Source organism: Amphritea atlantica (genome assembly GCF_018860855.1).
Lineage (GTDB): Bacteria > Pseudomonadota > Gammaproteobacteria > Pseudomonadales > Balneatricaceae > Amphritea > Amphritea atlantica_A.
Map to the genome: position 1 here is coordinate 185,088 of NZ_JAHKQE010000013.1, position 24,857 is coordinate 209,944.

A 24,857-nucleotide genomic window follows, 5' to 3' on the forward strand; every position below is an offset into this window, starting at 1 on the left:
ATTAGCCCTGCAAAACCAGGCTAACGGAGCAATTTCTTTTAATTGTTCCCCGAAATTTCTTCCGTCGCCTCCTGGCGCAATTTCTGAGCATCCATTCCGTTTAGCCTTTCAATAGCTCTGTCTGCGGCACTCTGACGATTTCCATCAACGTTTAGCGTACTTCCTGAGCCTGTTAGTCTTTCCAGATCCAGTGAGGGTATTTCGGGTAAGTTGCCTGTTATCGACAAGATACCTATCCACTCATCCAGATTTACTTGAGTCCAATCTACCTGGTTTAACTTACTCGCAGTCAAACCTTCACAGTTTGGTGACTTCGCACTTCCCCAACCAAGACCCAATTGTGGACGCACTTGTTCTTGAATAATCCGTGAAAGCGGCGAAGTAAAGCAGCAATATGACTGCCGTTTCTCAACACAAGCACCTAAGAACTTAGACTTGCAGTAAGAGCCTACATAGTGGCAACTCTTTAATACCCGCTTGGCGTTCATTTCAAACTCACTCTGCTCACATTTCCAAATAAGCTTGATGAGAATCATGGCGACAGAATAGATCATGTAAGCCGTCATAACGGTGCTTAGAACCGTCCCGGCAGTCCCGCTCAGTGCAAAATCACCACCTGTAACGACACCATCAGCTCCAACCGCACCACCTACGTTGCTAAACAGTGCCGATTGCGCCCCCGAACCAAAGGTAGTGCCTACCCATTCAGCCGTTTTGTTAGTTAGCACCTGCATGAAGCCTGTCGCAGCTTGCTCCGCTCCCGCGCCAGCAGCCGTTGATGGCCCAGCCCCCATTAGAGAGTCCCATGCAGACACAAAAGGCTCTTTAACCGCACTCCAGGTACTCGTTATCGGCTCCCTAAGCGTATTCCACGAACCATAGATTGCCGAAGACGGATTCATGGCCATGACTGCCGTATCAAGTTTGTTAACCGCCACTATCATCGTGATATAGTCCGATAACGACACGCCACTTGGCTTTTCACAGCAATCCACTATGCCGCCAACGGCTTTTTTGCACTGGCCAGCATTACCTTTAAAGACCGTACACTCGACGTTATCTTGGCCATCAGCTCCCGTGCATGACATATCATTTGTCATAAACTGCGCCGCATTAAGCATCGCTGCGGCCTCTGCAAAGTTAGCCTGCTTGATTGACTCTGGTTCTAAACAATCTGTGCCCATACAGCGAACTGGCCCCTCACAGTTGTATTGAGTTTCCATTCGTGCATTTTGCACTTCGACGCTTTGTCCGCAGTCATACACCAAACTTTGGATATAGCAGAAGCCTTCATGACTAGCCCCGCCTTCAGTGCATTCGGTTCTGACATACTGGCAGGCCGGGTTTTGCTCTAGCGCGGCACACGTATTGATGGTCGTGTTTTGTCCATTATTGTCAATGGTTTGTGTATTACCATTGGCATCTAACCAGCTATCTGAGCTGCCCATGTTGAACTCAGGATGAGCAGTCGAAGCATTGTAGGTCGCTCTTGCCCTCCAGCATGAGAGTCCCAGTCCATCAGAACTGCCGCGACTGGTTAAATGAGCAGGAGACGAAACAACCGCCGGATAAAGGCTTCCAAGATTGGCCAACTCGCCACTACCAACCGTTAACCCGTCGATTCGTTTTGTGCCCGTATCCAAACACTGCCACTGCACCGCAGTAAACTGATCAGTTTGCATCAAGCATTGGTCTATGCCCGGATCAGTTGATTGATGAACAATGTCTTGCTCTAAGTACTTGCCAGAGAAGGTCAATGAAGCGCTCAGTTTCCCAGGAGCCAAACACTTCTGAACTTCTCGGCTGCAAGTATCGAAATCGACTTTGCTCCAGCCGGACTCGCATCTGGAACGAGTGACTTCCTGGGGTTCATGCCACGAAATAATCGACTCATTGACGACTTTACACAACGAGCCAACCAAGGTTCCTTTTGGACAGGTCACTTCAGGGTATTTAATGGACGGTTTCGTCTCAATCACCGTTTCCTTATTGCCCATCAGTGAGAGTGTCGTTTTCCAGCCATTTGTCTTGGACGGCGACTCGGTGATTTTTATCTCAGTATTTTGATTATCAAAAACTCTCAGCGTCGCGTTTCCAGTTTGCATGGTGGTGCTGTGCTGTGGAACAAAACTGATGGTTTCAGAGCTAAAGCAACCGCGCTCAATAGACCAGCTTTGTTGATGGGATTCAGCGGATACACGTCGCTCTAACTGACACTCAGTAAGCGTGCTGATCTTCTCGCACACCTGGTAATCAGGTACATGCTTGGTTTCAGTAAATGGCGTAATCGTCTGAGTAGGCTCACAGGCCTCAAAACTACTTGGCATAAAGTTGGATACCACACACTTTGGATCGCTGGTTTGTAATCCACAGTCATAGGTATCGGTAAAACGAGTACATTCACCTTTATCATTGGTCTCGGCACATTCTGACGACATGAAGCCACAGGAAGGGTTCGCTTCAAGTGCTTGGCAGGCCTGATTCTCAATACCCTTATAGCTTTCATCATCCACACTGACTTGTACACGCCGACACAAAGGCGATATGCCAGCGACGGGGCTTGGGGCAAAGTAGTGTTCACAAACTGAAACACCATTGACCACCGTACACCCGTTGGTTGAAGACGGCTGATCCGTGCATTGAATGCTATAATCTGAAAACTTAGCCGGGATATCCGCTGCTTGTTCGATACAGGACTGTGGTGACCAACTATCATTCATCACCACCTTGGTTGGATCAAAGCGTACCTTGATGCGTGCATACCCCTCACCACTACCCGTTACCGATACGCGAATTTTTACTGGCACTTCTAAACCGGGCTCTACCGCTTTTAGCTTAGCGGTTAAGTCGGTATTAGGATTGCGCTCCCAACTGGTACTAAGCTCGCAGCGACCAGCCGTTTCTGGAGGAAAGTTATTGTTCGGCCCTGACCAGACTTTCTGATCGCCAAGCCAAACTTGCATGTAGTCATCCCATTTGGCGTACTCAAGAACGGCTGAGGTAATCGCATCGGGGTTCACGACTTTGAGTGTGATGGCCTGTTCGAACACTTTACAACTACCACTCCAGTAGTTGTCACCAATTCGTCCAATCCAAACTTCAAGACACCCTTCACCACAAGAGCGAAGGTTCATCGGCCCTGAAACATGCTCAATGATGCCTGCTGTGTAATCGTGAGTGATAGTGCAGCTGTTCACCGCTGTATTGAGCCTGTCGCATTGCTGGTAATTTGGGCGGCCCTCACCTTGAGACTCACAGCCGGGGAAGCTTTGCGTCAATAGATTAAGGTCAGTTTGAACCGCATCAGTTAATGCCCAAAGCGGATCATTGACCATATCTGGCCGAGACCTGCCTTTGATTTGCTGTAGCGAACGAAATGCTTCACCCGTAGCGCCACTTTCGGATGCCATGCTCTCTTGGCGCTGTGTCCCTAATTGATTCATGCTGGCATCAGAGCCATAAACGCCCGTTAAGACATCCAATGAGCCCTGATCCATACCAGGGAAAAGCTCTTGCAAGTTAATGGACTCATTACCACTGCCATTCGGCACCGACAATGTATTGCCATTGAGTGCGGGCATCGTCCAGTTTTGCAGCAATTGCTTACCTTCCTGTTGTCCGCTTAGGCCGGATTGGCGCTGCACATCAGCGGCCACACCATGTAAGGGCAAGCACGCCATAGTGATTGATAAAATACCCGCTAACACTCGGGTAAAAAGTGTTGGTTTCATGATTAACCTCCCGAGTTACAGCAGTCTTGCCAGCGCCACAAAATGTAGAGCGCATCTTCACCGGCACCGGGGATCGTTCGCCACTCTCCCCATTTCATGGTGCTTTCACCGATGACATGCGCACTTTCAGTTTCCGGTACAGGGAAGAACATACTCATCTTGTATTGGGATTTCGGCAGCATGGGTTCGATAACAGGTCGGCATAGCGCACTGTTCCCCATTGTTCGCCTTGCAAGACCACGCCTGTGTTGAGCCGCGATTGCACGCGCCGCTAAATGGCTGGTGTTTTCTGCTAATGAGCCAAAGGCTAAAGTGTGGCCAGATAACGGGTAGAGATGGCCCCAACTGCCAGCACACCAAAACAGCTGGTCGATGGGTTTACCAAGTGTTGATGAGGCAGCGTCAGCGGTACAAGCAGATATAGCCAATGGATTGGCAACGGCAGCAGCTTCAGACTGAGTAAAAAAGGCCAGTTCATCGTTCAGCCATGTTGGGTCCAATTCCGACAAATACATCAAGTCAAAGTCCATGTAACCATCGGCATTGCAATTGCCATCCATGAACAAATCGAGCATGACCAAAAGCGGAAAGGCATAATAATGGTAATGGTAGAAAGCGAGATCACCGGTATCGTATTCACCTTCGCCATGACCACCTTGCAGTCGCCTATCACCTAACGGTAAACGAATCCCTCCCAGTGAAGGCGAACAACCCGGCGTCCTGACCAGTTCAATCAGACGCGCTGGCTCCCACATGCTGGTAACAATACCAGGCCTTGGTACGCCTAAGTTGTCTTCACATAAGCAAAACGACTTGTTTGATGCGCCGCTTGGGACATTGCCAGAGCCAAGAGGAAGCCCTGCAACCCGGATAGGAAAAATGCATGACCAGCAAACATCCGTCAGCAACTTGCCCGACAATAACCCCGCGTCTGAACAGGTCAGTTCGGCTTTTGCAGGAATAGATGCGCCTAGGACAAACATGACAACGAGAGTCCGCAACAGACGATACGTATTATTGAGCTTTTTCATGAAAAAGCTCCTTTGCTGGAATTTCTTCTATTTCAAACGCGATCCCCTTTGCTTGAACAAACGATGGGGTGACTTGCAAATCAAAGCGCTGTTTTAGCGAAGCATTTAGAAGGTAAACCGGACTGTCCAATGTCTTTTCGAGCGCATTGAGGCTATTCCAGCCTTGTGCACGGTCGAGCTGCGTGGTGATGAGCGTAATGCGGCGCATTATCCTATCTTGGCCCTCAAGCCAATGCGCAACTGCGTCCACTTCTTCAGCGTCCGACGCATTAAACACCACAAGCTGCTGAGTAAATGGCAAGGCTTTTAGCGGGTTAATACGCGTTTCTGCTGGGATCAATGTTCGACCATTGGCATCCAATAGTGGCCGCTGCATGACGATGGTTGGGTCAACCGTTCTTATCCGATACTGCGTGGCTTTGGGTAATTCAGTGAATGTTTGGCGAGACCAGAAACGCTCAATGGCTTTTTTCTTTAACGCTCCCAAGTCAATCGACTGTAAACGCTGCATCGCCACTTGCATCAAATCCGGTTCTAAAATCGAATGAATAGGACCACGTTGACCCAATGAACCGGTATTGCCTGTTTCAATTTGACGCTGCAACCAGTCCTTGCTGTAAACCCCTAGTGCACTTGCAGTCACCTTGTCATCTTCTATGCGGAAAATGGCAGGCACGCTAGTCACCCGCCAGTGCACAAAGGCTTTCGGATCGATTCGCACCTGAGGAACAGGATCAAGCCCTGTCATCAGCGTATGCCAGTCACGGATAGCCACCCCCAAGGTCTTGCCTTCAGGAATTCCCCGAAACAACACAATAGCGCCGGTAGCACTGGCCTCTTTGAAAAGCTGCTTCAGTGACGAGTCCCCAAGTGAGGACGACGCAAATATCAACCATTCATCGCTGTGTTTGAGCGACGCAGGTTGTTCAATCGGTGCAAAAGGTTCGATAAATTCAGATAAACCATCCACGGCATTTTGTAAAATGCTGCGGCTCATTTCGACGATCTTTTTGTCTTCGTCAGACAACGGAAAAGGCTCTTGTGCCCAGGACACGTGAACCCAAGACAATGGAGCAACCAACAATAATAAGAGGCATAGTCTTCTCATCATCCACCTCCTACCAAAGCGGCCAAGCGCGACCGACAATCTGCTCGCGCTTAACGGCGTTCCAATAGCGGGAGTCGAAACTCGTTGCGGCCTCACCGGAAAACCAATATTCGTTTTCTTGCAGCGTCAATGAGCGGCTAAATTCTGTTTCAGCCACACCAAGACGCTGGGCTAAGGCCATGCCGGTTGAGACTTCAGCACCGTTCACCAGCACATGTTCAGGAGTCACATTGACTTCATCCCCAGGCATCCCTGTTAAGCGTTTCAGCATACGAGTACCGTCGTTATATAACGGAGCAAGTCCTTTTGAGTGGAAGGCATACAAACCATCCTTAACGGGCTCTTTATTCCATAGGTCAATCAGATACACCGTGGTATCAGGCAGGCAGCGCTCTTGCTGGGTATCAATACCTATTCGGTAGCGCATCATGACGAAGGTGCCTACCAAGGCTATGATTAACGCAAGAACGGTCAACCGGATGAGATATGGCCGCCAAGGCATTCTTTTACGGAGTATCTGCATGAGACACCTCCTTTGAGCCTACTGGCACAAATACGGAATCATCAGCACCCACCACCGCTTGGGCATCCAGCACGATAAAACCGGCTGTTTTTAACTTTTCAATTTGCTGATTGGTCTGAAGCAACCTGGATTCGATGTCTTGTTCGCTGGCATTAGGGCCCAGTGATAACACCGCCTCCCCAAAATCCACGACCGCAATGGGCGTACTCAACGCCAACTGGCTATTGATGGGTTCGAGTGTTTTCATTAAGAGCCAGTTGGTCATTAAACCGCTACCAGCAATAGACAAAGTAATAGAGGCCATAAATGGCCAAAGCGTGGACTTATTCATAGCCTCGCTCCTTTAACAACTGGGAGATAGCATCAGCAACAGAAAGACCTTTGCGCGTTAACTGCTTAATCGCGTTTACATCTTCTGCACGGGACGAGTACAACAGCTTGTGAAACGGATCGACGATGAGGCGGCCAATCCCAGTGCCCATTTCGGTAATAAAGAAAATTTCGGAATAGACACCCGTGACGGTATGAACCGTTTTCAGGTATTCATAGCCGCCTTCACCTAATGGCAAACGACCTTCTTTTTTGAGCGCGTTGATGGTTTCAGCTTTTTGGCCAAGCAAGTACATATTGGCCGAGTTTTCTGCGATGGCTTTACCTGTAGGGCTGTCGTACAAATCGTTGACCGACTGCGTTACCGTTACAGCACTGCCGCCATATTTTCGAAATCGACGGTAACCCGTCTCGATGAACTTACCGACATCACCTTGAGTCAGCAGATCCCAGGCTTCGTCAATAAACACAATCTTGCGACGATCCCGCTCACCTAAGTACATCTCTTGTTGGATTTGGTAGATAAGCTGAAGCAACACCACTTGTTGTAGATGCTTGCGCCCCTTGAGCTCTTCTAACTCCAAAACGGTGAAACGGTTTTTGAAGCGAATATTGTTGTGACCATTAAAGAAACGGCCATATTCGCCCTGTGTCGTAAAAGGATAGAGCTGCTCACCCACGTCTTGCACACGTCGGTCTTCGTGATTTTTTAAGGCCTCTGCCACATCATCAACTAACATGGCACGACCTTTTTTCTCCCATAGTTCACGGGTCTGACGCTTTAGATTGGCCATCTGAAAATCGGTTAATAACTGCGTAGGCGCGGCCATTGCGGCCAATAACCCAACCAGCACATCCGCTTCTTCGTCATAGTCCTCAACGATTTCAAACGGATTCAAGCAAATGCCACTGTCCCGCCCGAACTGTAAGAACTCACCGTCATAAACTTCACACAGCTTTTCATAAGAGTGTCCAACATCAATCACCCAGCATTGCCCGCCTTCTGATAAGTAGGAGGAGATGATTTCGTTCACCAGAAATGACTTGCCAGATCCCGATTGCGCCGCTATGCAACAGTTGTAATTACTGCCCGAGTCATAAAGAGATACACTCATGATCTGGCCATTACGGGAAACAAAGTTAATCACTGGCGTGCCAGTGCCTTTCCAATCAGCAAACAAAGGCAACAGAGGGATCACATGCCGTGTCGCCATAGTCTTGAATCGAAACAAGTCGTTCATCGCCTGGCGGTCAGCACCAAATGGCAGGGCATTCAGAAAAATAGGCAAACAGAAGTACTTGTCTTCCATCAGCTCAAATCCGAGTTCTTTGAAATAGGTTCGAGCATTTGAAACAGAGCTGATGGACGCCTCTTCCGTTGGTGAAAACAGCGTTAAGGTCATATTTGCCCGAATAGGACGATCACCTTCTTGCAAGGCCTCAAAAAGAACATCAAACCCCTTTTTCTTGGCCGCCAGCACTGGCACAAACTTGAGCATCGGGCCATAGGCCTGATTGACCGCCCACTGACGCTTCGTCTCTAAACGAGATCGCATGGCTTCAGCTGAAGGAAAGTGAATGGTGACATTCAGCAAAAAGCTTCCGCGTAAGCCACGACTACCCGTCATCATATCGCCCGCAAAACTTGCGGCATGACCAAACCATATCCGCTCAGGCAAGCGCTTAAAAGATAAGGTTTTAACTCGGTAATCGCCCAGCATCAGACCTTGGCTATCCACTTTGATAGCCCGGTCATAATCCAACACCTGCTCTCGAAGTGGTTTATCTGACTCACTACGGATTGGTGATGGATTGCGCCAAGAAGCATCTTTTCCCCAGTTAAGCTGCGCACTTAATGCCGCGAGCCAATTTCGGTCAGTCATCTCCGTGACTCGAAAACCAACCGTTGCCAGCGCCTGAGAGAAAGAAGCCCGAAGCGCAGATGCTCGACTTAATTCACGCTCCGTCGGTATAGGACTTTCCAAAGGCAATTTGCAGGTGACGATCAGTTGAAAGTTGCGCACCTGAGTCTGGGTCGATTCTTCTATCGGTTGAACCGTCCCCCCATCGAGAAAGTCTGCACGTTTGCGTATCGACGCCCTGAGCAATGGATCGGATTGACGATGCCGCAAGCCCATCATGCGCTGAAGGTCGGTTTGAATATCAGGCGAAGCGTACAAGCCAAACTGCAGCAAAGTGTTTTTTGGCCAGTCGTTGTTGAGTAGGACATTAACCCTGTCTGCAACAGACTCATCACCACCCGGCAAGGGATCACATAAAAAACCAAAGCCAACACTTTGGTCTTCCATGAAAAAAAGTTGCTCATCGTCTGAATAGGCCAATACTGGCAACAGCTCTGAAGCGCGTTGCCCTGAATACAGAGAGGCTTTCATTAACGCCCCTCCAACCAAGCAGAAAGATCATAAGGACGGCCTCGGCTGAGGCGACCATCATTGGCGACAATGAAAGGCACACCTTGAATGCCCAAGATTTGAGCCGTCACCAAGGTACGCTGCATTGGCTCTAAGTTGCAGGCATCATCCTGCTCTAGGTTACCAATCCGGCCATTGAGCAATGCATCGATGGCCGCTTTTTTGTCACGCGCACAGCCAAGCTGGCGAACCTGACGCTCTGAATCAGGACCAAGAACTGGCACAGGGAGAATTTGGAAGGTGTATTCTTTGGTTAACGATAAGGCTTGTTTCAAAAGCTCATGGCAGTGCGGGCACCGTGGGTCAACAAAGACCACCACTTTCTTTTTGCCTTCGCCTAAAGTCAATGGGTTCAAATCATCCATTTTTAAGCCAAGGCGACTTAAGTCCAGCGTGTTTCCCGCTTCTCGAATTTCTTCAAGGCTGGTAAGCGGCTTTTTGGACCAAGCATCATAGAGCGTGCCATCAATGACGAACCGGCCACTGTCTGACATGAAAACAATACGGCCATTGCTTTCGACCGCTTTCATACCCGTGACAGGTAAAGAAACCATGCCGTCAATTTTGCCAACGGGGGACACTTCAGACACTGGCTCGGCTTGAACCAAAGGAGACAGCGCAAGCGTCAGAATAATTGGAGATAGTTTTCGCATGAGGAGTCCTCGTTAATGTAAATCGAGGCTCCAGTCTATGCAGTTGTCCTATGTGGACTCGGTTAGATAGATTGAAGAATTGGATGCCTTGCTAGGGTGTCACTTGTTGTTACGCATTATTCGTAACGGTATAGCTTTCATTCTGGCAGCCCTACAGATTTTCTCTAAGTCATTTGGTTTAGATAAACCCTGTTTTTCATACCCATAGTGTTAATTTTTGCACTAATTTAAACCAAAAAGGTTACTTACCGTCGAAATCCAACTCACGTACTCTCAAAGTTTCACACTCAACACTTTGTATATCCATTGACTACACACAAAAACAATTTAAACTGTGTATTAAATAGATATACAGAGGATGGTGTCATGGCTACAAAAACAGCGCCAATCAACATGCGAGTATTGCCATCGGTAAGAGATATTATCGATGCCGCAGCAAGTTTAAAAAAAGTCGATAGAACCGTGTTCATTCAGCAAGCAGCGCTCAATGAAGCGCATAGCATTCTGGCCGAACAGCGGGATTTTGTCCTTGAAGCAAAAGCTTTTGAAGCGTTTGATAACGAACTTCGTGCAGAGCCACAGACTCTTGAGGGCATGAAAGATCTGTTTAAAAGGAAAGCCCCTTGGGAATAAGTGCACCAACCCTACTAACTGATAAGCACCAGATTAACGCCTTTCAATGTGGCATCGAAGAACTCGATACTTGGTTAAGAAAACAGGCATTAAAGAGTCAAAAGCGGGGAACCGCGAGAGTGTATGTGGTCAATGACACTGACGACCACCAAGTGGTTGGGTACTATGCCATTGCCATGGGCTCTGTTTCGAGAGAGCAAGCATTCAGTTCACTAAGAAGAAATAGCCCTGATCCCATTCCCATGGTGATTTTAGCAAGGCTTGGGGTGGATAACGCCTATCAAGGTCAAGGCATTGCAGCCGGTCTACTAAAAGATTGTATCATTCGCTCAGTACAAGCAATGAACGCTGTCGGTGGAGCAGGAATTTTAGTTCATGCTATTGATAGCAGTGCACAAACGTTCTACAAAAAATTTGGCTTCAAAGAATCGACGATTGATCCTTTAGTACTCATGACACGGATCTGCGATATAGAAAAATCATTGCCCACAGAGCGAGATGACGGCTCCCCTTTGACATGAGAAGCCGCCAATATTATCAAGTGCCTAGTAAAACGGCGCTGATTGCTGGAACAGTTGTACCAATGACTTCTTGAGTGCTGATAACAACAGGTAAGGTTGCAGACATAACACTTTCAACGACTGTTGGCGTATTGTAGAGACCCATACCGCCACCAATGCCCAAGGCAAAAGCCATCAAGCTTTGGCGAGCGATACCGCCCACAATACCCACCAGAACCATGGCTCCCGCTACGATCCGTCCCAAAGTACCTTGGGTCCAATCTTTTAGGGTATCCCACACATCGGTGAAAGCACCACCACCGGTGCCCGCAAATGAGGGCTCCGAAATCATTAAAGTCATCAAACCAAGCGCACCAATGGTCATTAGGCGTTGAGTTTGAATGCTGCTAACTACATTTGTCATTCGTTAGTTTCTCCGTAGATACTCAAGTTATCGCGCTTACCATCAGCTCCCGCTGAGGCTGAATCGCTTTGAGTCTGAAGTGGACGTAGCACTGGCGAAACCGTTCGAGGTGCTGACACCCCAATATCCCACCGGCGCGGTTCAATTTCGGTAAACACGTAGCTGGATAAATTCAGATCCCCACGGTCATCCTCCCAAGGCGCAATCCAAATCCGCATCACTCTTGAAGGAATGCGAATAGGTGCAGATTGCTGCGTCTCAGGTAATGCTGGATGGCTCAGCAGTCCTGTTTCTATATCAGATTGTGAATACCCAGAGGGAGAACCCATTCGAGTCGCCACAACATCAATCGTCTTGGGTGCAGCCCCATTACTGGTAAGCTCATAGACTTCACGAGCGGATAAACAGCGCACACCGTCAGGCATACCTGGGCATCCATATTCACTACTCCCAAGACCCAATGAACTACAGCCCGACAATAAGGTTGAGCCGACTGCCAAGAAAAATAATCCAGTTTTAGACCACTGGTTTGACTGGTGCTTTGGGTTGTTCTGCATTGATGTCGTCATGGTTAACTCTCCTCTGGATACACATCTTATTGTCTGAAACGGACTTCGATCGGTTAGCAACATGCAGGATTTTTTCATCTTCTTGCACCTCCCCCTTGCGAAGTGGCCAACGACAACGAGGCACCACGAGTGACTATGACTTCAATTTTCCTTGCAGCGTCTACCTCTATGACTGGGAACATATTTTCAGCCATGTCCAAATAGAACTTGGCCACTCGATCCAATGCTTTACCCGTGCCTTTAATCGCAGCACCTTGTAATGCTTCTTGGCTCATGACTTGCTGGTACAGCTGAGTATCACCGGCATTACCCGTCTGAATCGTCGGAACAGGATTTACATCAAATGCGCCAGCCAACCCTTGAAGGAACCCGGCCATCATTGATTTGGCCACCAGTTGGCCTTGTTTCGACACTAACCGGCCACGAATACCGGCTTTGCCGTCTTCACCCACGGCATAAGAATCCAGTCGTGTTTCAATGACGCCGCCATCTTCTCTCACACATGAAATGGTCTCGCCTCGCAAATAGGCACGCTCAGAGCTCAAATCACCGTAACCTGCGGCGATCAAGAAACACTCTTTGATATCCGCTCTAAATCGGTTGGGTAAAATGGCTTCCTTTTGAATCCTCAGCAATGCAGGAAAAGGTTCGCGTCTTGCGGACTCGTGAGTAGGTGCATCCAAACCTGTGATCAAAGTACCTGAGATGATGCTGCCCGCCGGTAGATACAAAGGCGGCGCTTCTTGCACAACAACCTCTGGTTCAGCAACCACTTCAGGCTCAATCATACGAATCGTGATTGGCGGCAATGGAACATCCCGTGCTCGTGTACCTTGACCATTGACTGGCTGCTGATAGAGCGGATCAGGCAGCGGCGCATTGGCAAAATAGTCGTCTGGGTTAGACGGCAGTGGCTTTTCTTCTTTAGGCAATTCCATGGCAGATAAAGGCACTTCAAAACGGTTACTTGTGCCTTCAACTGCTGCATCACCTCCAGCGCGAACATCATCAAGTTCCGCTCTAAGGCGGGCCAGCTCCGCATTGACCTCACTTGGTATAGAAGGCGAACCTGGGCTTAGCCGTCCTGAATCGACGTCACGACGCAAGCGCTCAACTTCACGACGTAACTGTTCATTGCGCTCACTGAGTAGTTTTACGTTCGCAGCCAAACTATCGACCCCAACATCACGAGTATTGGTATCCGTAAGAATGTGCCGGATCGTTTCCTGTCGGTTCCGACTGCTTGAGCCATCGTCAGGATTAGGTGAAAACACCATCACCATAAGAATGAGACCACCAGCAATACCAGCAACCGATAGACCCCGCTTCATGTTCGGGCTCATTTGTTCCCATTGTGCTTTCATCAAAACTCACCTCCCACAAGAAGCGAAGGTCGCTGACTTTCCACCGCTTCTTCACGATGATTGCGAACAACCACATACAACTCCGTCTTTTCACCCGGCAACAAGATATTGCGAGGCCAGTAGGAGATTGCCACTATATCTGGTGCATGACAGGCTAATTCACTGGATTCTATCGGCTCATCGGCAAAGCTTTCCACCAGTCCTACATAGACGGTGAAGTAATGCCCTGTCACAATTTGCCCCTGCTTAAAACCAAACTTTAAGCCAGGCTGAAAGCATTTCGGGCTGATGTCTGTTTGGCCAGCCAAACGGATGTCATAGCCTTGTGGCAACTCATTTAATGCAAGGCGTCTGAGTAAATCACGTAAGCTATCGACGTATGGCTGAGCCGTTTCCCAAGTGGCGGCTCTTCGGTTCACGACGCCCTTAATAGGCCACTGCTGACCATCAATAGCTAAGGTGATTTCACGCGGTGGAATACGACGAGGTACTAAGGTGACAGATAATGCGGGCGCTTCCTGACCAGGCGGAGTGATGTAAAGTGAAACCGGTGATTCTTTGTCCGTGGCCACATATACAACATTCCCCTTGATTTGCGTCTGAGCATCACTGGTTGTTCTCACCTGAGGCGATTCAAACGGCGTCACAATCCGATTCAGATGCCCAAGCGCTACAGGGATCAGTTCATTAACCCCCGGTGTCATCAGTAACGTTGTTGGCACATCCGTTGAAACCGTATTGGTTTGAACAGGTGGATTTGCTGTAGCAGACTGCTTCATCACACTGGCTGGCACAATCGGCAATTCCACGTCTGCATACGACGCTTGAGATAACAGGACGCCACTCAAGCTCATTGCGATTAAGCCTGGTGTCATCCATCGACTAATTTTGGTTCGCATCATTCACCCTCCGGTTTTGCTCTTGGGTCAACTTTTCACGAACTCGCTTCGTTCTAGCTTGCCCCTCATACGTATCCATCCAGCTAAGTTTTGGACGGTATTGCTCAATATCGATGTCAAACTCATAGGTGCGAGTTTGGCGCTGCTCATCGCCAGATGGTCCAGAGACCAAGGAATAACCGGTCACAAAGACATGGCCGGTTTCATACTCATACTCCACTTGTCTGGGTTGGAATTTGAGCGTAACTCGGTCTTCGCGGATTTGTCTTGCCTGAATCTCCAGTGCATCGACCACTTGCTGGTACACCGCTGGAGAAAGTAGCGGCTCAATAGCAACCCGGATAAAAGACACATTACCCGGCGTCACGTTGCCCATAAGCTCAGCCAGATAGAGCCCCCAGGATTCCAGGTAAGGCTGAGTAGCTTGGTTTCGTGACACTTCAGCCGTTTCAGACAAGGTTGGCGGTTGAATGGCCACTACGGTATTGCGAGAAAATGCCGCTACCGCAAGCAGCAAATTAGATAGCACCAGCACCGCAATCAGGAACCGTTGCCATCGGTTTTCTAATTGCGTGCCTTGCCATGATTTTAAAAACACGTCGAACTTCACGGCAGATAGCTCCTGATAAATGGGTTAGGGATCGTCTTGGCTTTGGTTGGCAACAGTCCAGCCCAGTAGATGGCGTGAAGAATAAAACCATCTGGGCGACCATCACGAAAACGCCGATAGAGCTTGGTTGTTACCAAGCCCAACAGACATAAAACCAAGGCATTACCGGTAAAAATGCCGATCACTAGCCCCAACAGAATGGGAGCCATCTCATCGGCACTCCAAAGCAGGAAGTGCGGCGGGTCATCGATATAAGATGGAATACTTACAGGTTCCATAGTCACTCCTCGTTGTTTGAATTGAGAAGTGAAGAATGCCTTGGGATTGACAGGTTCAGTGGTCAGCTAGATGCCGAATTCTTGAAGGTTTTGAGGTGACTTAGCGATTCTGCTCTTACAACCATCTTGATATCGCAACCTTAAGGGTTACAACTGGGTCATGGTAATTGACGCATTACGTTCAGATTCAACGGATGTGATGCAGAAATTGTCAACTACGAGGATTATCACTCATGGCCATTCATAACCCCGCTCACCCTGGTGAGATATTAAAAGAGTTGGTCATCAAGCCGTTGGAGTTGACGATTACCGATGTTGCAGAGCATTTAAATATAAGCCGTAAAACCCTATCCAAGGCATTAAACGGACGAGGTGCAATTACTCCAGGAATGGCTGTACGCTTGGAACTGGCTTTTGCTAAGCCATCTGCTGACCACTGGTTGTGACTGCAAAATGCTTATGATTTATCGTCTCTCAGAAGTCAAAAGGCAACGCTGCAACTCCAACCTTATGAACTAGCATAGGGGTAAAATTGATGTCTCTAAAAACATTGAAAAAGAAAGCAATTAAAAATCCTAGCGTTGCTTGTGAATATCATAAACTCAGTCACGGGGCGTCAACTTACACACAAAAACGTTCGAACACGCAACCCTTAAGCAGCTAGTTTAAAACTGTCTCTGGTTCTATTGGCGTATTCCCTCAATGCTCGTGTTTTTAACTCAAGTGCGCCAGCTTATACCGAGTGCTCCTCCCCCCGGCGTCACTTTTTACTAAGCAACCAAGCTCGACCAAAGCCGCTAAATGACGAGAAGCAGTTGGCTTACTCACTTTCGCCACTTTATGATATTGCGACGTATTAATGCCTTGGTCAAAATCCCCATCCAGCATTCGATTGAGCACTTTTACTTGTTCTGAGGTGAGTCGCGTTTGATCGACATTTCGCCAGAAGTTTGTTTTAAAAACCGTTTGGTCGATTTCTTCTAGCACATTAGTGAATGTTTCACCTAAGGTGTTTAAAAACCACATAAGCCAAGCGGTAATATCAAGTTCACCTTTCTGGGATTGCTCTAATATTTCGTAGTAGCTTTTACGGTTGGCTAAAATCGCCACTGACATCGCATAGAAACGGACTGATTGACGCTCAGCCTGTGCCAGTGCCAAATCAGTGAGTAAGCGGGTGATCCTGCCATTGCCGTCATCCAAAGGATGGAGAGTCACAAACCAAAGATGTGTTATCGCAGCTCTAAGCAATGGATCTAAAGCTGGGTCCTCACGAGAGTCATTAAACCAGCGAATAAACACGCCTAGTTCGGACTCAAGCACCTCTCGGCTCGGCGCTTCAAAATGTACTGTGGGTTTATCAATCCTACCCGACACAACCTGCATAGGCTCATCCCCGCGTAGCTGTCCCCCTATAACAGGGTTGAACAAGGTGTAGCCCCCAGGAAACAGTCGTTTATGCCATTGTAATATTCTCTCAAGAGAGAGCGGCGAGTCTAAATTATCCACCGCATCTATCATTATTTCTGCGAGGCCATCTGTACGTTCAGTGGTTGGAAATGGTTTTTCCTCAGAAAGACCAAGCTTATTAGCCAACGACGAACGAACAGAAAAAGCGTTGAGCTTCTCACCTTCAATGGCACTCGAATGAATAATGTTCGCCAATAGCGTGTCTAACACACTTTGCTTTTGGTTTTTAGGTTGGCTCGTCATCTTGCCTAACAACATTCCTTGGTGAAAGCGAATGTCTCGTAACTTGGGTTCAATGACTTTTTCATCCCAGATAAAGTTTGGCCAATCAGCTTGTTGCCAGATCCACATTTTGTCGCCTTTTGATTTAAACAACACCTTATTCAAATCATATTATGATATGAATAAAATCCACAATCAAATCTAGTTATGATGCGAATAAGCCAGGTATTCATATCATCACTCGATGTTATCACCTGTCTTGGCAGCCATTAACCTAGGCCTCATATCTTCTTCTGCAAGTGACTTAACGCCAACCCCGCCATCAATGCCAAACCGATGATCAGCGAAGGTAGCACCACCGGTGGAATAGCCAGCGGGGCGAACAATCCCATAAATAATAAGATGACGCCAGAGCCCAGTATTATCATGCTGTAGCGGTGAATAATAGGGCTCGAAAAATCAAAGGTTGTTTTCTTAATCTTCCAGGTCATCAAGCCGTCCCACAGTGCCGGTAACATGAGAATAAGCGCAAAGGGCAACCAGACCATCAGCAAAGCAAATCGAGTGAACACTTGGTATAACACATCAAAAAATGCCTGAATACGGTCTTCTACCCAGACAAACCAAAAGCCGCCCATGTTCTCCATCCCTTTAGAACGCAGTCGTTGCTCTTCAGTGGGAATTAGAAAATCACGCACAGATTGTTCCATCTGCGTATCCACAATCCATGACTGATACCAACGATGGCTAGTTTGACTAATCCAATGGCTAGTTTGATCGCCCAACTGATTTTGGATCATCTGCTTCTCTTTGCTTATGACCCGAGCAGCCCAATCACCGGGCACTAACACGCCAATAGCAATAATCTCCAGCATCAGTGCCAGACACAGCAGCCAAACCGATTTATGCTTGCTCATGCCAAACATCCTCTTCTACTCGGGCCAGCATGGCAGCAACGGTCGGCGTCATAATTCGAGTTTTAATCACTTGCTGAATCCGCTTTGTCGTCGTATGACCACTCACATAACGCACATCGATGTGGCCTTCAACCAGATACGCCATCCGATTTGGACGATTACGAATCCAGGTGTGGAAGTACACACCATCCACGGCGGCCCACTCAAAATGGTCAGGATCACGCAGACGAATCCCCGTTAAAGCACTGGCGGCAGTCCAGGTCAGCGCCTCAATGAAATGCCACAGGCGTACACTGTCATCATCACAACTAACTTCTTCATAGCGACCCAAGCCATTAGACAGGCACAAATCAAAGATGGAATGGCCATCTAACATGAACGCATCCGTTAAATAGTCCGCCAAGCAATACACCGAAACCAAAGCATGAGGCCAGTCGGTTTCAAGCAGTCTTAGGGTTTCCTTGAACTGGGGGGTATGTTGCTGCCACTGAGCAAGCATTTCTTTACTGGTAAGTGTTGTCATTTTCAGACAAACAGAATGATGCATACAGACTCCTTAGGCTGCCTGTGTAGAGCTGGTTAAAATAGGAATTCGGCCTTTGATCACACGGCCACCAGAAAGCTTGGCGATGTACTCCAAGTTTGGAAGTTGGCCTAATAACTGCGGTGGAAACATATCGCCTTCTTCCTCCATCAAGCGTTCGCCATGATTGCCGGTAAACAATGCTGGGCTGTCCGAGTTGGACGACATACCTTGAGTTTGCATGATGTATTGCAACCGGGTCTTAGGCAGGTTGTCGGTAATGTACTGCTGCGTTTCGGCATCCATCACCCGAAGAGCTATCAAGTTGTTGATGTTACCTAACACCTGGCGAGCCTTAGTTTCACTGCCTGTACGAGCTGCAAAGTCAGCAAAGGTCTGAGTAGCAATCACACAACGCATTTTTGCGCCACGGCCTTTATTGAGCAGTTGAATGAAGGGATCGTTGACGACCTCTGCGGCCTCATCAATAAAGATATTCACAGGGCGGTTATCGACGCCATAGTTATAGCGGTCACCGGCCACGGCGGTGAGGTCTGATAACAACAACGACCCTATAGCACTACCAACCATGCCGTCGGTCAATGAATCCAAGCCGATATACGCCACTTGGGCATTGTTGATAATACGGCCAGAATCCGTAATTAACCGGCTGTCATCCACATCGTTTGAAATAGGTGATAGCAGTGGGCCTAGTTCACTTGAAGTGAGCATATTGAGCACCGGCATTAGTGAGGCGACCATTTTGGAATAGTGAGTTCTGTCATGCTCGAACATGCTTAAAAGCCCCTCCAAATCGGTATTGGCGGCAACGGGCTGAATGCGTTCGTAGTAGAAAAGCAGCATCGCCATGGCTTGTTTAACCAAGGTGTTGGCCTTTTCGGTAAAGCGCTTAATCTCCACACTAAAGTTCGGGTACACCTGCTCACCCCAAGCCGTGACGGCTTTTACTACCAAGCCTTCAGGACCGCCTTCCAAGAATCGCCTCAGTGTCTTCAGATCAGGGCGCTGTGAAGTAAGCAACAACCCTTGCACTATGTTATTCAGTGCCATTTGGCCAAAGGCTTTAAATGGATCAGCACCGGTTTCGGATGGGATTAATGCCGCAATACGGCTGGCAATTTCAGTGCCTCGGTTAAAGTTTCTAAGAGGATTAAGACGTACTGAATGCTCAGAAAAACCTGGATGAAAATACACAAAGCGCTCAGGACTACCGGCGGCAATACAGGCTCTCTGTGCATTATCCTTAAGTTCTTTGTCTCCCTTGGGGTCAATAATAATCACGGCTTCATTGCGCAAAATGGCCTGGGTGATCATCGCATCAAAGCATCGGGTTTTTCCCGCACCGGTCGTACCGACAATTAAAGTATGCCCTTCTGTGTGACCAACTGGCTGGTACACATCTTCTTCTTTGGGCTCGACACCATGAATCCAAGTCGAACCCATTTGGCTATTCTTTCGATAAGAGGCGTGACCCTGGTTAAGCAAGGTTTGCTTATCACGTTTTAATATTTCATAAACACGTTGAGCATGACGTTGGTCCCACTCAAAGCCATAACCTAACCACAATTCATCAGGATGTTTTGCCATCACTTTTTGCAAATGCGACAGCGCCATAAAAGCCAATGGTTTGCCTTTTAGCCCCTTCTGCAACTTATAAAGACGATAAGCCTCGGGCAGGCGGTACAACGCCATGCCCGAGGAAATCCCTGTCATCCACCAAAATGGCTCAGGTGGTAGCTCCGTCAGCATTTCTGCGGCAATCGCCCCAGTGGCTCCAACCAGCCAACCTGCTGCTGCCATGGCCTCATAGTTCGTGCGCCAGGGCATTTCGTATGCGTTTTCTTTCATTCATGCTCCGCAAAATAACCGTTTGCAATCCGCTTAATTTCAAATGGATTAACGTTTAGCGTGAGCGGTAAACAGAACCGTTTCCCCCTCATCAAACTGGCATTGGTCACTGGCCGAGATCCCCCGAAGCAGTTGTCCGGCTGGAATGCCATGCTCATTGGCGACTTGGCGTAAGGTTTGAATCGTGACGCGAATACCATCGGCACTATGATCCACGTCTGGGTAATCGCCATCGGTCAGTAAGATGGGCAAATCTTTCACAAAATTAACCATCTGTTGGCGCTGTGCGTGTTTGGAGTCTGTACTTGAGTTCGCATTGGACGTAATCGGCTTTTGCTTACGCTCCGCTCTTGAGGCGGGCTCTTTTGCTTGGGCATTGGTTGTCTTAGTTCGACTCGGACGCTTTGAAGCCTCTTCGTTCTGAATTGCTGCCACCGGTTCTGCGTCTTGTTTGGGAAGGTCAATCAGTGCAGTAAGCCCTTTAGAAATCGATACTTTCAGCAGTAACCCTTGTTCCTGAACGCCATCTTTCGTAGTTACAGTTCTGGCCTTACGTGTCGGGTTTGCGGGATCTAATTCAAGCCAATCCAATCGACTGAGCTCAGCAAGCAGTTTTCGGGGTGCACACCAATGTCTTACGGCATCGGGATAGCGGATCAGTATCTGTTCACCAACCATAATCAACGCACTGCTGGCCTCTTGGAACCACGCCAAAGATTCTGGCAAATTCAATGCTTCTTCGTTTTGCTGGCTTACGTTATTCGCGATTGCAGCATCGTTTGAATCGTTAGGTATTTCGCATCCATCATCCGAAACATTCTCATTTGCCTGGGGGTTATTAACATCACTGGCATGACAAAGTTCATCATCTTGTTCGGACGATTTTGTCGATGGCGACTCAGTCGAACTGCTCTGTTCGATTGATGATGACGCTTCAGACAAGTCTGAATGCTCACTAGAGCGACTCTGAGGCTCTGCTTGTGATTGTTGTGTTGCTTCCCACTCAGGTTTACTAAACAGCGTCACACCACTTGGCACATTCGAGCTGAACAATAAATCGGCCCCAGATATATGCAGCATGGGTAACCAGATTGGCTTGTCGTCTTTGATCAGTACTTCAGGGGCAAGACTTTCATATCGCTCATTTGAGCCGGATTTCGTGGCCAATCCTCGCTCAATGAGGATGTCCGCAAGGGTATCGGGATCTCTTGGGATGCCTGGTATCTTGTCTTTGGCCAATAGCTCAATAATGTCCTTAGCGGCACTTTTCCAGACCAGGTAAAGATTGGTCGATTGATTCGATTTTCGTACCCAGACTCTGGCGTCTCGCTGATTGACCAGCCATTGCGAACTGGCAAGTAATCGCCTCATGGCATCAAGTAGATAGCGTTCGACTGGGACACCAAGGGCATTGTCGTCAACGGAAATTCGTTGAGCTTTCAGGTCTCGCTGGACACTGGTTTGGTCGGCTTCAATGACCAATTTAGACAGGACATGCTCGGGATCGGTATTGCCAATTGCCTCCAGCATGGCTTGCAAAATCTCAGGGCCAGGTTGAGTTAACCAGGCGAGCAACTCAGGAGTCATCACTCGGTTTAACACCAGAATTGAAAATTGCTCGTGCCGCTTGCACCGTCCATCGCGCCAGCGAATGAAATAGCGTTCAATGCTGTTGTTACTGGTCCACTGAGATAATGTTTCTAAAAAAGGGTTCCACTGATAGCGTCCATCTTCGTCTATGATGGACAGGTCTGAAACGGGCTTACCAATATCATGGAACAAACCGCCAAGAGCCGCTGCAACACGCCACCTTGGTTCCAGCTCTTTTTTCTCAACAGGTGTGCCACTGGCAACAAAGATGATCCCTTCAGCAGCTTGTGCCGCCCAGAAAGCAACTTCCAACGAATGACGTAATAAACCACCAGCACCACTGTGATGATGATGCTCAGAAGCTGGCAACAAGTGAACATAGGACGCCAGATGATCAATGCAGGGCTGAATCAGCCTTTGAAAATCACGCTGGTTAAAGCCAAGTACTTGGCGCAGTTTGGCAATTAGCTCGTCTTGTGTGGACTGCAAATCCTCGGGTGACGCAGCTGGCAACCCCTTCAGAAACGGCGGATAGCGTGGAATGTCTGTATCCAGTTGCGATGAAAGCTCTGGTACTGCTTTGGTTTGAAAAAATAGGTTTTTGAACATAGTGAACCTCCGACACGATAGTGTGAAGGTTCACTTTGAGATTGTGAGTTAGGAAGATACAAAAAAAACTAATCTAATCGATGAACATTGGCATCGCACCGAGTTAAGTCGACGCATGCTCAGAATCAATTTTGAAATTGCATCTACGATAAACGACCTTTGCTTACACGGCGGTCAAAGTATCCCCACCGTGCTTAGTCACTCTTGGGCGACACTGAATCTTCATTGCGTCGCTGACAAATGCGTTATCACTGGCTTTGCTAGACCAAATATATGCCTCACCTGGTTTTAACGCTCCAAGCTTCTCAGGCGTTAGTGATTTCAAACCGATACAGGCTTTTTGAATATGCTTTAACCAGTCCGGAGCGTTGAACTTATGCAGAATAATCTGTGATGAAAGCTGAATAAGTTCCACCGGTACAGACGGTGGATCTTGGCTGGCAATCATGACACTGGTGCCCTTGTGACGCATTTCGCGTACCGTTTCCACAAGCCCTTTTACTAGGTCTGGACTATCGATGTATTTATGACATTCATCAAACACAATTAGCTTGTTAAAAGACTGCCCTTGGTACTTGGCTTCCGAGAATATTTGCAGAAGCACCACAAATAAGCCTAATGCCTCATCTTTTTCGATGAATTCGTCTCGAACATCTACAACGATCATTCTGCCTGGTCGAATCAGCGAACCAACGTTTAATTGGTCATCAATGTATTGTTCAGCAAAATCCAAACGCATGTCTGCTAGGTCTTTAAGTGAATCCGAAAGACTAGAGTTTTGTATTCCATCCCTTATCGCTTGGATCGAGAGGTTATTTCGATTTTTACGCATAATATTGCCTAGTTGGCGGATATATGCGGCTTGGTTGCCGATAGCCCCCATCAAAAATTTCCAGTGTCCAGCTTGCAATTCAGAAGAACAAAACTTCAACGGATGTACCTCAATTCCAGGGTACTCAGCACGACGTTCGTTTAACTTGTCTTCAGGAGCTAACAACACAACATCATCTAAGGAAGCTGGCTCCGCACCATATACTTCTTTAAGCTTAGCTAACTGAGTAACATCATCATTTGGGGCTATCATCGACGTAAACTCAGGTTTATAGTCCTGAGTAGCACTGTAATGGAATATCACACTGGCCAACTCTTTATGCAGCGTATTGATCGATGGAATTGATTTAGTTGCCATCTCCACAACTGAGCCTAATGTATAGCTTTTGCCCCCACCTTGAACACCAAATAAACTTAGTGTGTGTGTATGGTTTAAATCTAAGGCTATTTTCCGTCCATGGACCTCTCCCAATAGGCCAAACTGAGCAGAGTCACCGTTGACACCAAGAACAATATCGTGGGGAACGACCTCAACTTTATTACCCGTTGTGATGATAGGGATGTGCAAGTTTTCATCAGACTCTGGCTCTGGCTCTGGCTGAACAATAGATTGAATCATAGGAACATCATCGACAACATCACTCTCATCAAGCGTGCTTGCCGAATCGTCGACCGAAGGTTCTGCTATCGTCATTTCCACCGGAATTTCCGGCTCAGAGGTACGCACAACACGAGCCGCAGAAACACCTTCATCCATTTCATCGAATGAGGGGCCATCATGGTGAGGGGGAAAACTATCGGCAGGCGCAAACAGCGGGTCATTCTCATCCGTCACGTCGGGTGTTAACAGCGATGGGATACTGTATTCAGCTTGCTCTGATTGATTAGCAACGCTGGCTGACCCGTTTTGTCGCGCCACAGGAGTGGTAACAGGCGTACCTTTTGACGCTGCGGGCTTAAACGCTTCTTTTTTGAGTTCAGGTTTGAGTGTCGACTCAAACGCAGAATCTAGCTTGGCCTTCTCCGGTGCTGACGCCTGCGTCTCAGCTGCCACTTTTCGAACAGGTGAAAGATCTAGCTTATTAAAGCTAGGCTCCGCTTTAGCAACAGGTGTATCCGTAGCAAAAGTAGGTTCTCGACGGGAGTCCGCGCGGGTCTCGCCATGACTATTAGCCACACGCGCTCCGCCACCCGGCAATTCAGGATTAAAGGAAGATTCCTCGACGACCTCAGGTAGATCCGTTAACGACTTATCGATTTTCATCTTCAGTCGATTACCGTTACCACGCATCCGGCGCCAACCATCCAATACAATCAGGAGAACAACTATCACGCCACCGATAATTAGCCATTCGCGTAATCCTAATTCCATTGCCAGATATTACCCTTATCTAATTTATATACATGGCACAGAGACTCCTGTGCTGGATTTCATCAATTATTCAACGACGTGATCAATAGATAGTTCTAATATATCAACTTGCCCATGAACAGCAACAGAAGAAATGATTCCGCTCAAATCACCCGGCTGAGGTGTCGGTTGTCCTGAAGCCGATATCCGCGCAACCAACTCTACCGTTTCGGCCCCTGAAAGCTTAGCTTGTGGGCTCATTGCAGTACTATCATCCAGCACAACGGTGAGTGGCAGATCAGCTACAGTTAAACGCTTAGCCGCCAATGGCATACGGCCGCCCACTGGTCTTGCATAAATGAATACCGTCATATCCGGTGTGACTAGGCT

General features: G+C 48.1%; 23 protein-coding genes. 3 read left to right on the forward strand and 20 right to left on the reverse strand.

The features are described 5' to 3' along the window. Positions 1-38: 38 nt before the first annotated feature. From traN to KO512_RS05765, 7 genes are all read right to left on the reverse strand, one after another. Positions 39-3,731: a conjugal transfer protein TraN gene (traN, locus tag KO512_RS05735; RefSeq protein WP_215951369.1), complete on the reverse strand. Its 3,693-nt coding sequence runs from the start codon at positions 3,729-3,731 to the stop codon at positions 39-41. Between the two features lie 2 nt (positions 3,732-3,733). After that, complete coding sequence (locus tag KO512_RS05740) at positions 3,734-4,762, reverse strand: TraU family protein (RefSeq protein WP_215951370.1); 1,029 nt, start codon at positions 4,760-4,762, stop codon at positions 3,734-3,736. Continuing rightward, positions 4,746-5,789 carry a TrbC family F-type conjugative pilus assembly protein gene (locus KO512_RS05745; protein WP_252734844.1) on the reverse strand — a complete coding sequence of 348 codons (1,044 nt, stop codon included), beginning with the start codon at positions 5,787-5,789 and terminating at the stop codon, positions 4,746-4,748. Before KO512_RS05745 ends, KO512_RS05740 begins: the two co-directional genes overlap by 17 nt. 91 nt (positions 5,790-5,880) lie before the next feature. Beyond that, positions 5,881-6,393: a S26 family signal peptidase gene (locus tag KO512_RS05750; RefSeq protein ID WP_215951371.1), complete on the reverse strand. Its 513-nt coding sequence runs from the start codon at positions 6,391-6,393 to the stop codon at positions 5,881-5,883. Then, on the reverse strand, positions 6,377-6,724 hold the full coding sequence (locus tag KO512_RS05755; RefSeq protein ID WP_215951372.1) for a plasmid-related protein: 348 nt from the start codon (positions 6,722-6,724) through the stop codon (positions 6,377-6,379). Before KO512_RS05755 ends, KO512_RS05750 begins: the two co-directional genes overlap by 17 nt. Beyond that, a complete protein-coding gene (traC, locus tag KO512_RS05760) occupies positions 6,717-9,116 on the reverse strand; it encodes a type IV secretion system protein TraC (protein ID WP_215951373.1) in 2,400 nt (799 codons plus the stop codon). The genes KO512_RS05755 and traC overlap by 8 nt, the downstream gene beginning before the upstream one ends. Then, positions 9,116-9,808 (reverse strand): DsbC family protein, encoded by a 693-nt coding sequence (locus KO512_RS05765; RefSeq protein ID WP_215951374.1) that lies wholly within the window; start codon positions 9,806-9,808, stop codon positions 9,116-9,118. Before KO512_RS05765 ends, traC begins: the two co-directional genes overlap by 1 nt. Positions 9,809-10,174: 366 nt before the next feature. Here KO512_RS05765 and KO512_RS05770 point away from each other — a divergent pair, with 366 nt between their 5' ends. Both KO512_RS05770 and KO512_RS05775 read left to right on the forward strand, forming a co-directional pair. Further along, positions 10,175-10,441, forward strand: a complete 267-nt coding sequence (locus KO512_RS05770; protein WP_000212004.1) for a DUF1778 domain-containing protein — start codon at positions 10,175-10,177, stop codon at positions 10,439-10,441. Next, the gene (locus KO512_RS05775) at positions 10,432-10,962 is read left to right on the forward strand and encodes a GNAT family N-acetyltransferase (RefSeq protein WP_215951375.1); all 531 of its coding nucleotides are present in this window, start codon (positions 10,432-10,434) and stop codon (positions 10,960-10,962) included. Before KO512_RS05770 ends, KO512_RS05775 begins: the two co-directional genes overlap by 10 nt. A gap of 16 nt (positions 10,963-10,978) precedes the next feature. Here KO512_RS05775 and traA read toward each other — a convergent pair whose 3' ends face one another. The 6 genes from traA to traL form a co-directional block, all read right to left on the reverse strand. Beyond that, on the reverse strand, positions 10,979-11,365 hold the full coding sequence (gene traA / locus KO512_RS05780; RefSeq protein ID WP_215951376.1) for a TraA family conjugative transfer protein: 387 nt from the start codon (positions 11,363-11,365) through the stop codon (positions 10,979-10,981). Beyond that, positions 11,362-11,934, reverse strand: a complete 573-nt coding sequence (locus tag KO512_RS05785) for a TraV family lipoprotein (RefSeq protein ID WP_215951377.1) — start codon at positions 11,932-11,934, stop codon at positions 11,362-11,364. Before KO512_RS05785 ends, traA begins: the two co-directional genes overlap by 4 nt. A gap of 74 nt (positions 11,935-12,008) precedes the next feature. Continuing rightward, positions 12,009-13,298 (reverse strand): TraB/VirB10 family protein, encoded by a 1,290-nt coding sequence (locus KO512_RS05790; RefSeq protein ID WP_215951378.1) that lies wholly within the window; start codon positions 13,296-13,298, stop codon positions 12,009-12,011. After that, positions 13,298-14,200 carry a TraK domain-containing protein gene (locus KO512_RS05795; protein ID WP_354667734.1) on the reverse strand — a complete coding sequence of 301 codons (903 nt, stop codon included), beginning with the start codon at positions 14,198-14,200 and terminating at the stop codon, positions 13,298-13,300. Before KO512_RS05795 ends, KO512_RS05790 begins: the two co-directional genes overlap by 1 nt. Continuing rightward, a complete protein-coding gene (locus KO512_RS05800; protein WP_001922895.1) occupies positions 14,181-14,795 on the reverse strand; it encodes a TraE/TraK family type IV conjugative transfer system protein in 615 nt (204 codons plus the stop codon). Before KO512_RS05800 ends, KO512_RS05795 begins: the two co-directional genes overlap by 20 nt. An 8-nt stretch (positions 14,796-14,803) precedes the next feature. Further along, positions 14,804-15,085: a type IV conjugative transfer system protein TraL gene (traL, locus tag KO512_RS05805; RefSeq protein WP_000433891.1), complete on the reverse strand. Its 282-nt coding sequence runs from the start codon at positions 15,083-15,085 to the stop codon at positions 14,804-14,806. 233 nt (positions 15,086-15,318) lie between these two features. On the opposite strand from traL, the gene KO512_RS05810 reads away from it, so the two are divergent. After that, on the forward strand, positions 15,319-15,531 hold the full coding sequence (locus tag KO512_RS05810) for a HigA family addiction module antitoxin (RefSeq protein ID WP_215951379.1): 213 nt from the start codon (positions 15,319-15,321) through the stop codon (positions 15,529-15,531). A gap of 268 nt (positions 15,532-15,799) precedes the next feature. On the opposite strand, the gene KO512_RS05815 is transcribed toward KO512_RS05810, so the two are convergent. From KO512_RS05815 to KO512_RS05845, 7 genes are all read right to left on the reverse strand, one after another. Continuing rightward, positions 15,800-16,906: a Fic family protein gene (locus KO512_RS05815; protein WP_215951380.1), complete on the reverse strand. Its 1,107-nt coding sequence runs from the start codon at positions 16,904-16,906 to the stop codon at positions 15,800-15,802. 152 nt (positions 16,907-17,058) lie between these two features. Beyond that, complete coding sequence (locus KO512_RS05820) at positions 17,059-17,694, reverse strand: DUF4400 domain-containing protein (protein ID WP_215951381.1); 636 nt, start codon at positions 17,692-17,694, stop codon at positions 17,059-17,061. Then, positions 17,681-18,241: a conjugative transfer protein gene (locus KO512_RS05825; RefSeq protein WP_215951382.1), complete on the reverse strand. Its 561-nt coding sequence runs from the start codon at positions 18,239-18,241 to the stop codon at positions 17,681-17,683. Before KO512_RS05825 ends, KO512_RS05820 begins: the two co-directional genes overlap by 14 nt. A 9-nt stretch (positions 18,242-18,250) precedes the next feature. Beyond that, complete coding sequence (gene traD, locus KO512_RS05830) at positions 18,251-20,086, reverse strand: conjugative transfer system coupling protein TraD (RefSeq protein ID WP_215951383.1); 1,836 nt, start codon at positions 20,084-20,086, stop codon at positions 18,251-18,253. 48 nt (positions 20,087-20,134) lie between these two features. After that, positions 20,135-22,285, reverse strand: coding sequence for a MobH family relaxase (gene mobH / locus KO512_RS05835; RefSeq protein WP_215951384.1), 2,151 nt, complete (start codon positions 22,283-22,285; stop codon positions 20,135-20,137). Positions 22,286-22,448: 163 nt separating this feature from the next. Further along, positions 22,449-24,488 (reverse strand): hypothetical protein, encoded by a 2,040-nt coding sequence (locus tag KO512_RS05840; RefSeq protein ID WP_215951385.1) that lies wholly within the window; start codon positions 24,486-24,488, stop codon positions 22,449-22,451. A gap of 66 nt (positions 24,489-24,554) precedes the next feature. Next, on the reverse strand, positions 24,555-24,857 hold a 303-nt coding region (locus KO512_RS05845), incomplete at its 5' end, for a c-type cytochrome biogenesis protein CcmI/CycH (protein WP_436792270.1).

Excerpts from the sequence above, each read along its gene's own strand:
- KO512_RS05785 (WP_215951377.1), bottom strand. The coding sequence starts at position 11,934 with ATGACGACATCAATGCAGAACAACCCAAAGCACCAGTCAAACCAGTGG.
- KO512_RS05770 (WP_000212004.1), top strand. The coding sequence starts at position 10,175 with ATGGCTACAAAAACAGCGCCAATCAACATGCGAGTATTGCCATCGGTA.
- KO512_RS05755 (WP_215951372.1), bottom strand. The coding sequence starts at position 6,724 with ATGAATAAGTCCACGCTTTGGCCATTTATGGCCTCTATTACTTTGTCT.
- KO512_RS05815 (WP_215951380.1), bottom strand. The coding sequence starts at position 16,906 with ATGTGGATCTGGCAACAAGCTGATTGGCCAAACTTTATCTGGGATGAA.
- KO512_RS05795 (WP_354667734.1), bottom strand. The coding sequence starts at position 14,200 with ATGATGCGAACCAAAATTAGTCGATGGATGACACCAGGCTTAATCGCA.
- KO512_RS05740 (WP_215951370.1), bottom strand. The coding sequence starts at position 4,762 with ATGAAAAAGCTCAATAATACGTATCGTCTGTTGCGGACTCTCGTTGTC.
- KO512_RS05810 (WP_215951379.1), top strand. The coding sequence starts at position 15,319 with ATGGCCATTCATAACCCCGCTCACCCTGGTGAGATATTAAAAGAGTTG.
- traL (WP_000433891.1), bottom strand. The coding sequence starts at position 15,085 with ATGGAACCTGTAAGTATTCCATCTTATATCGATGACCCGCCGCACTTC.
- traN (WP_215951369.1), bottom strand. The coding sequence starts at position 3,731 with ATGAAACCAACACTTTTTACCCGAGTGTTAGCGGGTATTTTATCAATC.
- KO512_RS05840 (WP_215951385.1), bottom strand. The coding sequence starts at position 24,488 with ATGGAATTAGGATTACGCGAATGGCTAATTATCGGTGGCGTGATAGTT.
- traA (WP_215951376.1), bottom strand. The coding sequence starts at position 11,365 with ATGACAAATGTAGTTAGCAGCATTCAAACTCAACGCCTAATGACCATT.
- KO512_RS05765 (WP_215951374.1), bottom strand. The coding sequence starts at position 9,808 with ATGCGAAAACTATCTCCAATTATTCTGACGCTTGCGCTGTCTCCTTTG.
- traC (WP_215951373.1), bottom strand. The coding sequence starts at position 9,116 with ATGAAAGCCTCTCTGTATTCAGGGCAACGCGCTTCAGAGCTGTTGCCA.
- KO512_RS05750 (WP_215951371.1), bottom strand. The coding sequence starts at position 6,393 with ATGCAGATACTCCGTAAAAGAATGCCTTGGCGGCCATATCTCATCCGG.
- traD (WP_215951383.1), bottom strand. The coding sequence starts at position 20,086 with ATGAAAGAAAACGCATACGAAATGCCCTGGCGCACGAACTATGAGGCC.
- KO512_RS05825 (WP_215951382.1), bottom strand. The coding sequence starts at position 18,241 with ATGCATCATTCTGTTTGTCTGAAAATGACAACACTTACCAGTAAAGAA.
- mobH (WP_215951384.1), bottom strand. The coding sequence starts at position 22,285 with ATGTTCAAAAACCTATTTTTTCAAACCAAAGCAGTACCAGAGCTTTCA.
- KO512_RS05790 (WP_215951378.1), bottom strand. The coding sequence starts at position 13,298 with ATGAAAGCACAATGGGAACAAATGAGCCCGAACATGAAGCGGGGTCTA.
- KO512_RS05820 (WP_215951381.1), bottom strand. The coding sequence starts at position 17,694 with ATGAGCAAGCATAAATCGGTTTGGCTGCTGTGTCTGGCACTGATGCTG.